At 55.3% G+C, this 13,659-nt stretch carries 11 protein-coding genes; all 11 read right to left on the bottom strand.

The features are described 5' to 3' along the window. Positions 1-30: 30 nt before the first annotated feature. Genes tssG through tssJ form a run of 11 tightly spaced genes read right to left on the bottom strand, consistent with a single transcriptional unit; the run spans position 31 to position 13,652 of the window. The gene (gene tssG, locus F608_RS31500) at positions 31-1,095 is read right to left on the bottom strand and encodes a type VI secretion system baseplate subunit TssG (protein ID WP_022665667.1); all 1,065 of its coding nucleotides are present in this window, start codon (positions 1,093-1,095) and stop codon (positions 31-33) included. Beyond that, on the bottom strand, positions 1,059-2,861 hold the full coding sequence (gene tssF, locus F608_RS0110860) for a type VI secretion system baseplate subunit TssF (RefSeq protein WP_022665666.1): 1,803 nt from the start codon (positions 2,859-2,861) through the stop codon (positions 1,059-1,061). The genes tssG and tssF overlap by 37 nt, the downstream gene beginning before the upstream one ends. A gap of 24 nt (positions 2,862-2,885) precedes the next feature. Next, the gene (gene tssE, locus F608_RS0110855) at positions 2,886-3,359 is read right to left on the bottom strand and encodes a type VI secretion system baseplate subunit TssE (RefSeq protein WP_022665665.1); all 474 of its coding nucleotides are present in this window, start codon (positions 3,357-3,359) and stop codon (positions 2,886-2,888) included. Positions 3,360-3,391: 32 nt separating this feature from the next. Next, on the bottom strand, positions 3,392-4,888 hold the full coding sequence (tssC, locus tag F608_RS0110850) for a type VI secretion system contractile sheath large subunit (protein WP_022665664.1): 1,497 nt from the start codon (positions 4,886-4,888) through the stop codon (positions 3,392-3,394). A gap of 24 nt (positions 4,889-4,912) precedes the next feature. Then, positions 4,913-5,419, bottom strand: a complete 507-nt coding sequence (tssB, locus tag F608_RS0110845) for a type VI secretion system contractile sheath small subunit (RefSeq protein ID WP_022665663.1) — start codon at positions 5,417-5,419, stop codon at positions 4,913-4,915. Positions 5,420-5,458: 39 nt separating this feature from the next. Further along, a complete protein-coding gene (gene tssA / locus F608_RS0110840; RefSeq protein WP_022665662.1) occupies positions 5,459-6,823 on the bottom strand; it encodes a type VI secretion system protein TssA in 1,365 nt (454 codons plus the stop codon). 12 nt (positions 6,824-6,835) lie between these two features. Next, the gene (locus F608_RS0110835; RefSeq protein ID WP_022665661.1) at positions 6,836-7,588 is read right to left on the bottom strand and encodes a TagF domain-containing protein; all 753 of its coding nucleotides are present in this window, start codon (positions 7,586-7,588) and stop codon (positions 6,836-6,838) included. Continuing rightward, entirely contained in the window at positions 7,576-11,049 is a 3,474-nt protein-coding gene (locus F608_RS0110830; protein ID WP_022665660.1) for a type VI secretion protein IcmF/TssM N-terminal domain-containing protein, read from the bottom strand. The genes F608_RS0110835 and F608_RS0110830 overlap by 13 nt, the downstream gene beginning before the upstream one ends. Continuing rightward, positions 11,050-11,724, bottom strand: a complete 675-nt coding sequence (locus F608_RS0110825) for a DotU family type IV/VI secretion system protein (RefSeq protein WP_022665659.1) — start codon at positions 11,722-11,724, stop codon at positions 11,050-11,052. Between the two features lie 3 nt (positions 11,725-11,727). Then, entirely contained in the window at positions 11,728-13,113 is a 1,386-nt protein-coding gene (gene tssK, locus F608_RS0110820; RefSeq protein WP_022665658.1) for a type VI secretion system baseplate subunit TssK, read from the bottom strand. Next, on the bottom strand, positions 13,113-13,652 hold the full coding sequence (tssJ, locus tag F608_RS0110815) for a type VI secretion system lipoprotein TssJ (RefSeq protein WP_022665657.1): 540 nt from the start codon (positions 13,650-13,652) through the stop codon (positions 13,113-13,115). Before tssJ ends, tssK begins: the two co-directional genes overlap by 1 nt. Between the last annotated feature and the right edge of the window lie 7 nt (positions 13,653-13,659).

The raw sequence follows: 13,659 nt of genomic DNA, 5'->3' as shown, positions 1-13,659 counted from the left end.
TTGGGCTGAAGACCGAAGGGGGATAGGCTGCTAAACCCCTTCGGTCTTCAGCCTACCCACCTTCATCCGCTTTAGATCATTTTCCTCAAAGGTGATATACGGGTTTTCCGTAAACTCATGTCCGGGCGAGGCCGCCCAGGTGGTCCAGCCCAGAAAGACCCGGCCCGGGCCCTTTTCCCCCAGGACGCAGGAGGGGACCTCCTCTTTTTTGAGGAAGACCCGGATTTCAAATTCAAATTCGATCCCCACCATGTACCGGATCAGGGAGAAAACCGGCAGAAGAAGGTCTCCCATGGGGATGAACCGTGTATAGGCAGTGTAGTCTATTGGGCCCAGGTTAACCCTGAATTTGGTCTGGCACTCCCGGACACGGGTTCCGCAGACCGCATCAATACCCAGGGAGGCATTGGCCGAACCCAGTTTTGTACAGTCCTGGGGTTCCAGGGGAACATCTCTTTCCACAAACTGGTCCACCCGGGTGGGGGCCCCGGAAAAATATTCAATGGCCGCCTCAATCCCGGCGGCCGAGGCCACGGGCAGGGAGAGAAGTCCGGCGTAAAAGGTCAGGGATTCCCGGGGCAGTCCCAGAAGCCCGACCATGCCGGAGGTCCCGAGTCCGGCCAGGCTCAGGATATACCGGGACAGGCGGTCCCCGGCCCCGGGCGCATAGTTCTCCGGGAACCGCTGTTTTTTCCAGGCCAGATAAAATAAGGAGATCAGCCGGTGGTGGAAGATGTTCAGAAAATCGATAAAAGCATGATCTTTATTTTTCCGCCGTTCCAGGGCCAGTTCATTGTACCAGTTGGGAAGCAGGCCCGAGGGCCCGATGAGCCCCATGAAGGCCACCTCCATCCGGGAGGGTCCGTTTTCCGGGTCCTGTCCAAGGCCTGAGATATCGCTTGGGGGAAATGAAAACCCGGGTTTGACCGAGAAGCGCACCACCTCTTTTCCCGGCTCCAGGGTATCCCCTATTTTTTTCTTGTCCCGGGCAAACTGCTCCAGCAGGTCAACCGCCCTGAAAAAGGAGAACTCATAGAAAGAGTCGTAGAGTTGGTCTTCTAAACCAGTATCTGATTGCCGCTTCTGGGGGGCCACCGTTTCATTTCCTCTTTTTTCTGAAGGGTTTTCAATACCAGCTGGGAAAAGGAGTTGACCGATACGTACTGGGCCAGAAACCTTTCCAGGATGGAGGCGAACAGAAAAAGTCCGGATCCCACGAACTTGTCCTCATCCAGGGTGAGGGTGATCTCCACGCCCCGGGCAAAAGAGGTCCGGATCCGCTTGGTCACATGACGGGACTGGACCGAGACAATGCCGCTGATCTGCTGTTTGGTGGAGGTGGAATTTTCAAAATCATAGAGTTTCAGGATCTCTTTTAAGGCGTCCTCTCCGCCCTCCACCATGGAGATATAGTTGAGGGAGAGATGGGAGATCATCCTCCACTGAAGTGCCCCGCCCAGAAAGGGGCGCCGGGTGGGAGTGGGTTTGATCATGCTGACGATTCTGTCCACGGGTGCGGCAAGCTCCATGGTAAAGTCCCCCCGCTCGTCCCCGAAGGGAAGCCTTGAGGGCAGGTCCCGGTTTGTACAGGTCTGGTGAATGGTCAAAATATCCGCCCCGGGATCTGCCGGGGTCATGTTCAGGTCGGAAAAGGAAAGATAGACCTCGGTTCCCTTGTCCCCCTGCCGTCCCGACGGTCTCCGCTGGATATGCCAGAAAACATGGCTGTTTCCGGCCTCTTCATGGGAGAGATGGTGGCGGATGGAATAAAAGGGCCTGTACTCCTTGGCCTGGCCTGCGGAGACAGAGGCCGGCTTGACCCGGTCCACGGTATAGACCTCGGTTGCCCCGGCCCTTCTCAGATCCGGAACCACCCGGTACTCGGTTTTCCGATGCTCCACCCTCATGGGCTCGGCTATTTTTTTGAACAGGTTCACGGCCGGGGCGGAATGGAGCTGGAAGGTATCTTTGTTGACCACGATATCCCGTTTGATGCTTTGGGAAAGATAGAGGATAACGGACAGAGAGGTGCCTGCAGATCTCTTCTTAAGGGCCTTGAAACCGGTGAGATCAAAGAATAAAAATTTTTCCGGGAAGGTAAAATACTCAAACAAGAGCAGATATCCCGGGAAGGACCGCTTTGAATAGGGCAGCATCTTCTCATTGGGATCAAACCCCACCGGACGGATCGATTCCGGTTCTAAGGCGATGGTCTCGGTCCGTCCGCTGGAATTGGCAAACCGGAATTCCAGGGCCGAGACATTGTTGAAGATCTTCTCGTACAGGGGAAAGACATGCTGGTGCTGGCCGTTGAGGAAAAACCGCAGAGATTCACATTCCAAATCGCTGAAATCAATATCATTGACGGTTTCCAATTGGATATGAATGGCCTGGACCGCTCCCTTTGCCCCGGGCCCCGGCTCTTCAAGGGAAACCGCCTTGACCCTGACCGGCCACAGGGAAACCGGTGCGCAGAGGGTAAAGGTGCAGGGCACCCCCTTGACCGGTTTGGAGAAGAGAGCAGCGCCCTTTTGAATCTCATATCCTTTTTCCGTGATGCTTTTCGGGTTGGGGTCGAACCGAACCAGGGTCATGGAGGGGATGGGGTTGGTGTAGTGGGGATAGGTGATCCCCATCAAAGATTCGGTGATCTGGGGGAAATCATCGTCGATCTTTTTATGGATTCTCCCGCTGATATAGGCAAAGGCTTCAATGAGTCTTTCCGTATGGGGATCTTCACATTTATCCGGTTCCAGCTGGAGCCGTCCGGCGATTTTGGGGTATTTTGCCGCAAATTCTGCCCCCATCTCCCTGACAAAGGTCAGTTCCCGTTCATAGTAGTTGAGTAATTTATCATCCATAGGAAAGAGCGCATTCAAGTTGTTTTATTTTGAAATTACATACCGGCCCCGGTTCAGGTCAAAAAAAGTATCAAAGGAGACCGGTTCGGAAAGGGGTTCCATCACAAGGATCCCGGATATCCTGAAAAAGAGCTTTCTCTTGTCATGGTTCTCCCTTTCAATCCTCACCACCGGTTTTTTCAGCCGGGGTTCAAACACGGAGATGGCGGTTTCGATTTCCTTGCACAATTTCTGTCTCACCGTGCTGGTCCCGGGATTTTCAACGGAAAAATCACTGATCCCGTACCGGATCAGGGACCGCTTCAGATTTTTGAAAGGGGCCGGGATATCAATGGGGCTGCACCGGGTGTTCAAGAGGTTTTCAATATCCCGGATCACGTTGTCCAGGATCTGTTTTTCCGACAGAACCCGGTACAGGGAAGGCTCCTGGATGGTTTTGGGGTCATCATCCAGGAGCCGGTCCAGTATGGAGGCGTTCAGATTTATTGAATCATCCATTGTGTTCCCGTCCCTTTTCTGTCAAGGGTCTGCTACCCGTTTGCCGGCGGCGGCAGTTCAGCCACAAGCCGCAGGGAGACGGAAAGCTCGTCCAGCTGGAAATGGGGTTTTAAAAAGCTGACCGCCCGGTAAGCCCCGGGTTTTCCCGGGATCTCGCTGACATCGATCCGGGCCTCCCTCAAAGGATACTTGGCCTTCATCTCCTGGGTGGCGTTGTCGTCCAGGAGCACGTAGTTGCTGATCCACCGGTTGAGATAATCCTCTGCGTTCTGCCGGGTCATGAAACTGCCGATCTTATCCCGCATCATGGATTTGAGGTAGTGGGCAAACCTGGAGGTGGCCATGATGTACTGGAGCTGGGAGGAGAGCCGGGCATTGGCATTGGCCGCATCTGAATCGTAGACCTTGGGTTTGTTGGCACTCTGGGTGCTGAAAAAGGCGGCATAGTCGGTTCCCTTGCAATGGACCAGGGGAATGAACCCGAGATCGGCCAGTTCTTTTTCCCTCCGGTCGGTGATGGCGATTTCCGTGGGGCATTTCAGGGCCACATCCCCCTCATCGGTCTTAAAGGTGTGGACCGGGAGTCCTTCCACAAGTCCCCCGCCCTCAACCCCCCGGATGGCCGCGCACCAGGAGTGCTTGGCAAAGGCTTCGGTGAGCCGGGTGCCCAGGGCATAGGCGGCATTTCCCCAGAGGTATTGGTTGTGAGAGGTGCCGTCCACCTTTTCCTCAAAGTCAAAGGCCTCCACGGGCACATTGGCCTTGCCGTAGGGAAGGCGCATGAGGATGTGGGGCATGGCCAGGGCCACATAACGGGAATCTTCAGACTCCCGGAAGGACTTCCATTTGGCGTATTCCACACTGGAAAAGATCTTGGCCATATCCCGGGGCTCGCCCAGTTCGGTAAAGCTGTCCATGTTAAAGAGTTCAGGACCGGCCGCCGACAGAAACGGGGCATGGGCCGCCGCAGCCACCTCGGAGATCTTGCTTAAAAGGGCCATGTCCTGGGGGTGGCTGGTAAACTCATAATCCCCGATCAGGGCGCCGTAGGATGCCCCTCCGAACATGCCGAACTCCTCTTCATACACCTTTTTAAAGAGGGCGGACTGGTCAAATTCAGCGGCCTTTTCCATGTCCTTGAGCAGGTCTTTCTTGGATACGTTCATGACCCGCAGTTTCATTCTCTCCCCGGTTTCGGTCTTGTCCACCAGGTAGGCCAGGCCTCGCCAGGAGGCCTCCAGTCTCTGGAACTCCTCCTTGTGCATGACTTCGTTGAGCTGGTCTGAGATGAGTTTGTCGATGGCGGAGATCCGGGCGTTGATCATGGCTTCGGTATCCTTGGAAACCGTGATTTCTCCCTCCATGATCTGGGATACGAATTCGCCCAAAAGATCCTTGGCCCAGGGTTTCTGACTCTCGTCCCGGGCCAGCCGTCCGTCCTGTATGATCTGATCCAGGAGCCCCGGCTCCTGGGTGGTTTCCTCTGCCTGTGCCCCATCGGGCTGGGCCTGCTGTTCCTTGTCAGCCATTGGGTCTTTCCTCCTCGTTGATGGTTAATCCTTTTTTACACCGGCTTCCTTGCCCAGTTTTTCCAGGGAATCCGTACTTGAGATCACGTCCTGGAGCAGCTCGTCCAGCTTGTCATTGCCGTCCAGTTTGTTGAGCAGGCCCTTGAGCTTTTCCCTGGCCTCCACCAGTTTCCGGATGGGATCGATCTGGCGGGCCACCTTTTCCGGGTGAAAGTCTTCCAGGGATTTGAACTTGAGTTCCACGGCCATGGCCGTATCGTCTTCCGTGAGCTTGTTGTCCGCCCGGAAGGCCAGCCTCGGCTCCATCCCCTCCAGGACATTGTTGAAATTGTCCCGGTCGATCTCCACAAATTTCCTTTCCTTGAGCTTGGGAAGGGGCTTTTCCGGCTTTCCGGACAGGTCTGCCAGAACCCCCACGGTAAAAGGAATTTCCTTCATTTCAATTGCATCACCCACTTCCACATCATAGGTGATCTGGACCCTGGGGGATCTCACCCTGTCCAGGGTATGCTGTAAACTTTCCTTGGCCATCTTACCCTCCTTTGATTAATCATTATGGATTCTATCTTTTTATTCTGTCCCGCGGCTTGAAAACTCCATGGCCTTGGTCACGTCCAGGGTGCACATCCGTGTCAATATATCCTGGGCCCGGTATTGATCGTCGTCGGAGCTGCCCTCTGCCGTGAGGCACTGGTAAAGGGTGCCCAGGGCCTCGGCGATCCATATGGGGGATTCCCACCGTTCCAGGGCAAGCTCTTCGATCAGGGTGTTGAGTTCCTCCACAATGGGCCTGGCCAGGTCGGGCCGCTGGGCTTTGAGGCAGAGTCTGGCCATGAGCAGTTTGAAATTTGTCTTTTCCCTTACGGACTGGGCACTGCAGGATGCCCCTAAAAGCTGTTCCAGGGCCGGTTTCACCCCTTGGGTTCCCAGTTTTTTCAATGCATCCTGCCAGACCGCCTCTTCAATGCCGGCGCTGCCCAGGATGCGGTTGACATGATAGGTTCCCACATTGCCCCCGGGAGGCTTGACCGGTGGGGCCTGGACCGGCCCGCCGGGAAGAGGTGCATCTGCCGGACCTTCTTCTGGAAGAGCCTCCTCCTGAATCTCCAGGTCTACCTCCACCTCTTCGGGTTCTGCATCGGGTTCGGCCAGCCTTTTTTCCTTGACCAGCCGGGTGGCAAGGGTGAGGCAGTCTTCCAAAGAGGATTTCAGTTCCGCCAGCCTGGGTGCTTCCCGGCCGAATCTTTCGTCAACCGCCGCGTCAAAATCCTTAAACAGCTCCCCGCAGCGATTCACAACCTCAAAGAGCTCCTCATAATAGGCCCTGGAGCATGAGGCCGCAGCCCCGTCAAAATCCTCAGCGGTCAGCTTGCCTTCCGCGATCTTCTCGTCCCTGGCCTTTTTCTTGTCCTCAATGGTGTCGCCGTACTGGTTCATCGTATCTTTTTCATATCCCACGTCCCTGGATTCCTGCCATTTTATCCAGGAGAAACCCGGGGTGACACCGGGATCTGTCATGGGAATTTCCTTGATGGGAAACCATAGCTTGTCATTGATGAACTCCAGGGGACCCACCCTATAATCCAGGTCATCATCTTCGATTTCCGGGTAGAGGCTGTCCCAGAACCGCTCCAAAAGCCGGATCAGGATCTCAAGTCCCTGGGCAACTCCCTGGAAGCCGCTGGTATGGGTCAGGGCCTCAAAAAGCCAGGCTGCGATCTGCAGGTCCTTGGTCCGGGTGGTCAGGGCATCAATGGAAAGGGTCAATACCGCATTCCAGTCCGATGTCTTGACCTCGTGCTGCCACTCCCCCTGGTCCAGGAGATCGTCGGCCCTTCTGGCCTCCTGGATTTCATCATACACCGATGTATACCTCAGGTTTTCACCCGAGGGGTTGTCCCCGGCCAAAGGCTCAAGAATGGGATCCATATCCATCCGTTTTCTCCTTTATGGGTGTTGTCGGTTTTCCGTTTCATCCCTACCGGTCAGATTGAACAATGTTAAAAAGTCCCGGGTTCTCAGGGCCCGGGAATAGATCGTTATCACCGGCTCTCCGGGCAGACCTCCCAGGAAAGCGGCCCCGGGCGGGTCCGGCCCGGGCCGGAAAAATCCCCGGCTTTCCTTTTTGGGGGGAAGGCCGGAAAAAATCTTTTTGAGCTGGTCCACGGGCAGGGTCATCATCTCCTGGTCCCTGTCCCGATGGAACCAGGCTCCCATGGCCCTGGAAAGGTCTGTCTCTTTCCCGTTTTCCTCAAAGGGGGGGGAGCCGCGTCCGGTCATTTCCAAAAGCCCGTCTTCAAAGTCGTTAAACCGGTCATAGACAGTGGTGGTCATGTTCTCAAAGTTCCTGAAAACCATCTCAAATCCGTCAAATATGGACTGCCATTCCCGGTCCCTCCCGTTCATGACCAGGCTTCCCATGATCATCAGGGGATAGATCCGTCCCATGCGGTCGCTGCTCTCCCGGAGGATTCCCAGGGAGAGCTCCCCCTTTCTGATGCCCCGCACCCAGAACCGGAAGGACCGGGGTATCCTTGTCCGGTCGGTTTTTCCTTTGGCGGCCATCCCGTTTTCCACCCAGGAGGCCAGGGCAATGGCCAGGGGAGATTCAACGTTCACACTGAAATAATCGTTGAATGCCGGATGCTTGCCCGAGGCGGAGACCTGAAAACCTCCGGTTTGTTTTTTTATTCCCAGCATGTAACGATTTCCATGGGCGTTTTTCCCGGCCCGGCACTCAGGAGTTTGGCAACAGGCTCATGCCCCCTGAGTCTGTATTTTGCCTTGATATATTTGACCCCCATCCGGATCATGCTGTCTTCATGGTCTGGAAAATCCTTGGGATAAAACCGGTGTTCCCCGTTGGAAAAATCCTTTAGAAACTTGGGAAAGGAGAGCCGGCCCGGGTATTTTTTGATCAGGTCCAGGCTGCCGATCTTGATGGTGAAAATCACCTCGCATTCGGACTGGGGAGACCAGGAAAAAACCTTTTGAACCGGGAAATTCAGGTTTTCCAGGGTGGTTGTCTTGTCGGCGCAGACCAGTTCCAGCAGGGTGGCGTGGGGCTGGACCTGGGCCTCGTCATTGGCGCTGGTGGGCTTTCCGCCGATTTTGACGCTGTAGTTTGACTTGGCCGGTTTAGACGCCGCAACCCCCCGGGTCAGAAACTTAAAGAAGTAGGGGGAAAGGGGCAGTCCTTTTCCGTCCACCTTGGCGGCGTAGAAGCCTTTTTTGATTCCCCTTTTGATAAAGGGCTGGCACGGCCCCTTGACAAACCGGGTTACAAACCCTTCCGGTCCCATAAGCAGGGTGTTCAGGTTCTGGTCGTCGGACACGTCCCTCATCTCCAGGAGCACCTCGTTTTCCCATTTTTTCTGAATCTGGCAGGCAGCCTCTTTCAGGGCAAACTCATGGATGAAGACCAGGGGGCCCCGGAGAATTCCCCAGACAAGAGCAGGCTCTTTCCCGGGATAGACGATGAGCCGGGAAAGCTTTTTGATTTCCCTTCGGGCCACAAAAAACGGGGCATCGCTGGTGGCCGGATCCTGGGTGTAGATCTGGGTGGCAAGGTCAAAGGCGGCTCTCTGGGAGGAGATTGCCGGCCCGAGTGCAGCCAGGGAGTCCTGAAAGATCATGAAACTCTTCCCGGCCTTGAGCATGGCCTGGGCATCCAGCCGGGTGCTTGCCAGGCCCGGGGCCAGTTTGGATTTCACCTTGGAAACGGCTGTTCCCAGGACCCCGGTGGATCCGGATTTCTGGGCCCTCAGGGTCGCGGCCTGGCCGTGGAGCTGGTTGATGTCCCTTACCAGGCTCACCCAGTCGGGCTGATCCCCTTTTTCAGAAAAGGGAGCCAGTTCCTTGGGGATGGTGTCCAACAGGGAAAAATAGGGACCTTTTTTATGGGCCACGCTGGTGGAAAGGGCCTGCCACTGCTCCCGGGTGGTCAGGTATGTCATCCCGGTACCGAATTCGGCAAGAAAGTCCATCCAGGCATTGATGTAGGCGGTTCTGTACCATTTATGGAATTCCCGCTTGCGCCCGGCCGGGATCAGTGAGTCGGTCAGGGCCGACTCGATCTCCAGGATAAACCGGTCAATGGAGTCCTTGCCCTTGCGGGTGAAACCGGGTGCAACCGCTTTTGCCTCGGCGGCCCGGACTGATTTTCCCCAGAAGTCGGCCAGGGTATAGGGACTGATCTTTGGATCCTGGTTTGCCCGGATCACCAGCCATTTCAGGTCCGTCCCCTCCAGGGTCAGGATCCGGGCCAGCCATTTCTGCAGCTCGTTCATCTTCAGGTTCATGGCCCCGGTATCTTCCTGCCAGAGCAGGTAAAAAAGGTAGAGGTCATTCATTTTCATCTGGACATCTTCCAGGATATCTTTCTGAGCTCCGATGTCCACGGTGTTGAACTTTGGCTGTGCCATGGCCGTAAGCTCTTCAGGCGGCAGGTTCGTGAGCTTGGCCTTGATGATGTTGATCCTTCTCACCAGATGTTCGATATGGCTGATGGAAATCTCCACGGGCGTGGAAAGGGAAAAGCCGGTCATGTTGTCGGCCATTTTTTCATCAAAGGGGGAAAGAAACCGCTTTTCCAGAAGGGCGCAGTATTTTTTCTTCAATGCCGCTTCCACTTCAATGCTCTCGTGGAGTCCCAGCCGGGGAATCCACCAATTGTTGTTGCTCTCTTCGATTTTTTGGATGGTGGCCCGGAACTGCTCCAGGGTGGAGACATCCGAGATCAGCTCTCCTTTCAGGATCTGGGGACCGGCAAATTGGGTGGTGGCCGTCTTGATGGTGTGGAGATTCTTGACAAAGGAAAAACTTAAAATTCCGCAAACGGCAAGGATGAGGGTTGTCCAAGCGGCAAACCCGATATTCCGGGTCAGCCTGGCCCAGGCTGCCCCCCTCTGGGTCTTGGTAAAGAGGCCCCGGTCCGAGGGCAGCAGCCGGGAGAAAAAATCATGGAGAAAAAGCCCCCGGCTGGTTCCGGGCAGGACTTCCTGCTCCCCGATCAGGCCCATGTCCTTGAGAAAATGGGAAAAGGGCGTCCCCTCCTGGCGGCCGGAGCTGAAAAACACCCCCCGGAAAAACGGGGTTTCCTGGTAGGGATTTTCCTGGAACAACCCTTTGATAAAGGCCTGGAGTCCGGGCTTGATCTTGTCCAGCTCACTGGGAAAAAGGATGAGACCCGGGTCCACGTTTTCCGGTCTCTGCTTCTGGAGGATGAGCAGGCGGAGATCCCGGATCCTCTCTCCCATGGTCTTGAAACAGCCGGACACAAGCCCTGCAGCGTCTTTTTCAAGCTTGTGGTTGACCATTCCCATGGCCTGGCCCAGGGCCTCGTCGTCAAAGCCGTCGCAAAACTGGGTCATGCCCTGGATGAGGTCACATTTGGTCACCATGATGTAAATCGGGAACTTGGCGTCCAGGACCCGCATGAGTTCATCCACCCTTTTGCGGATATCCCGTCCGTACCGCTCCAGGCTGTCGGGTGTCGAATTGTTCAAAGAATCCGCAGCCACCGTGACGATCAGCCCGTTTAAGGGTTCTTTTTTCCGGTACTTTGCCAGAATACTTAAGAACTTCTGCCACTCGTCCTTGTCCCGTTCCTCATCCACCCGGACGGCGTACCGTCCGGCCGTGTCAATGAGGATGGCCTGCTCGAAAAACCACCAGTCGCAGTTCCGTGTGCCTGAGATGCCGGACACGCTGCTGACTTCGGCAAAGGAGGAGGAGAGGTCGGCACTCTTGATGGCCGTGGTTTTTCCGGTACCGCTCTCGCCGATGATCATGTACCAGGGCAGCACATAGAGCGGGTTGCCCTGTTTTTTTAAATGGGATTTTTTCAGGGATTCCACGGCCTCTTTCCACTTGGCCTGCATCTCCCTGGAGACTTCCCGGCTTTTTTTGTCACGGGATTTCAGGGCCGCATTGTCCTGCTCAATGATCTGGCTGACAAATTTCTGCTCCCGCTTCCTGGAGAGCAGTTTCTGGACCAGCAGGAGGCCGAGGAAAACACCGACGATCCCCGCAACGATGAAAAAGCAGACCCACAGGGGCCATCTGGCCCAGACAACACCGGCAAATACGGCAATGCCGATAAATACCAGCAGCACGAGAACCAAAAAAATTTTAAAGAAAAAAGCAAGCCGATTTTTCATTTAAGGTATCCTGCTGATTAAGGTTTCCCCCACATTGCTCAAGACAAATCTGTAAATAAAGAACAAGATCCCGTACAGGCCCACCGGCACCAGGAAGGCTGCGGCCGTGAGCAGGGAAAATCCCCCCTTTCCCCCGGCATCGACTGAATGCGGGTCCTTTCTATAGGCGTCGGGAAAGAGCTGCATCCGGTCAATGGCCGGCAGGTCCATGGAACTGCCGGTGAGCAGCTTTAAATTGGATGTCTTGAGCTGGTCAATGAGCATATCGTCCCCCTGGTTGTGATACTGGCCGGTAAAGCCCAGGGCAAGGCAGAGATAATAGACTTCCCTGACCGGGTTCTGGTGGGGGCCGATGGTGTTGAGTTTTTGGAAAAAGAGTTCCCCGGCGTCCGAGGTCTGATAGTATCTGCGCTGGAGCTGTTCCCCCTGCCAGTATCCCCGGCCCTCCCAGGCGCTGCCCATGACGGCCTCATCAATCCAGGCAAATACGGCAAACCGGGCCAGATCATAATCCTCCCGGGTGGCCCTGGCCTGCTCGGACAGGACCTCACTCTCCCGGATCAGCCGGTCCATGTGGGCATGGGCCTGGTCAAAGGGGATGCTTTCCGGCCCTGTTTTTTTCTTGAGCAGGAGGGTGTACGCCATCATATCCGTGAAACAATCGGCCAGTCTCATTCCTTAATTCCTCCTTACGATCATGAGCTCAACCCCCAGGTCTTCGGGAGCCGTATCCCAGTAAAGGGCCATGTTGTTTCCCCCGGTCACCGACTCCCACTGCTTACCGTGATGGTCTGCCTGAAAATAAAGGGCATCTGCCTTGCGGGGCAGTTCCTGGGGAACGGTTTCAAGATGGGTCAGCTTGATCCCCGGCAGAGACTGGGCAATGAGAATGGGCAATGATTCCCTGGAACTGAATTTGGCAATATGCTTCATGGATTCGATGATCTCCTCCGGGTTCTGCCGGCTTTCAAGAACCAGGTAAAATTGGTTGCTTCCTTCAAAGAGATTGGGGGAAAGATCTGCGGCATAATAGGTTCCGTCAAAGTGCAGGGGAATGATGTACTCGGGACCTGAGGTGATTTCGTCCAAAAGCCGGGTAATCAGCTTCTGGGCGCCGGTAAAGCATTCCCACAGGTTTTTGTGGTCATACTCCTTTACCAGGGCTGTGCCGTCTTCCAGTTCTCCCCCGGCCGATACCTCGGCGGAAAAAGAGGAGAGTTCTCCGATGATCTGCCGCAGGACCCCGTAAATCCCCCAGGGTTGACCCTGGACCGTTCCCGTCAGATGGGCCAGCAGGGGCAGGTACCGGTTCAGGGAGCGCAGGGCCATCATATAGACCATGTCCCTTGCGCCGAACTCCGCCGTATGAACGCCCTTGGCCCGTTTTACAGCCTCAAGCTGGCGGGTTTTGGAAAAGAGCTGGTCCTTGATCTCCTTGATGATGCCGGCCAGGACAGGGGAGCCTTCAATGGTCAGGCAGGGGGGGATAAAGTCTTGATCCACCACGGTTTCCTCAAGGCGGCGTTTGAGTCTGGCAATGGGGATGAGCTGATACTCTCCCTGGTGCTCGATTTCCGTTTCCCAGAAGATCCTGACGAGAAACAGCATCCGCCGGACTTCCGCCTTTGGGCCGTTTCCGTGGAGATCTTCGATCTCTTCCGGGGCGCCCAGGGAGACGAACCGGTTGGATGCCGGGGACAGATCCTTGAAATCCGGCAGAACACTGACGTTTTCTCCGCCGGCATCCCATTTTTTCAGCCCCAGAAAGACGGAAAAGGATTTTCCGCCCTCTTCCCAGGCCGATTCAAAGGACCGGGCCTGGATCACTCCGTTCTCCCCCAGGATCACATGGGAGTTGTCCGGAAAAAGAAATTCTCCGCCCCGGATGTCAAAGACGGAATTGGCCAGCACGGCCTCGTCGATTTCAAGGCTGCCCGCCCCCCAGAAATGGGGAGCCATGAACCTGTACCAGGGTTCCACCAGGGATTTATTGTATAAATCGCTGAGCTGGAAGTGATGGGGCTGAAGAAAGAGCCCCTGATGCCAGAAAAGAGGTTTAACCATTATTCCTGCCCTTCTATTTTTTCAATCTGCTCCGGACCCAGCAGAAGAGTGATGTCCAGGAGTCCGGGTTTCTGTGTTTTTTCCCTGGCGATAAATCCCTTTTCTTCCACGACAACGGGAATTTCAATGAGCCGGGTGATGCGCTCCTTTACAATACCGTAATATCCGGCAATGATGCCTAAATACTTGGCATGTTCCGCCCGGTCCATCATCAGGGTGGTCTGCTCCCCGGGATTCACGATGAGCCGTTTGGACGTGGCAACGCCCGGGTCAAACAGCCGGCATTCCAGGAGTTTGTAAAGGCCGCTCTGATCACCGGACAGCTGGTTGAAGCCGTTGGGGTCCTTTAGCTGGTAAACACAGACAAAGAGGGTATGGGCCTTTCCGTTGTCCAGGTTCAGCATGGGGTCGGCCTTGACCTGAATTTTAATGGCCTCCTTTTCATAGGTCCACCGGGGCGGGGGCAACACTTTTTTTGCGCATGAAAACAGGACCAGCATGAAAAGCACAGAAACCAACAGAACAATACTTTTTTTCAATTTTTCC

The organism is Desulfospira joergensenii DSM 10085, assembly GCF_000420085.1.
GTDB classification, from domain to species: domain Bacteria; phylum Desulfobacterota; class Desulfobacteria; order Desulfobacterales; family Desulfobacteraceae; genus Desulfospira; species Desulfospira joergensenii.
Note: the sequence above shows the minus strand (reverse complement) of the source record. Positions and strands in the feature narration are given on the sequence as shown.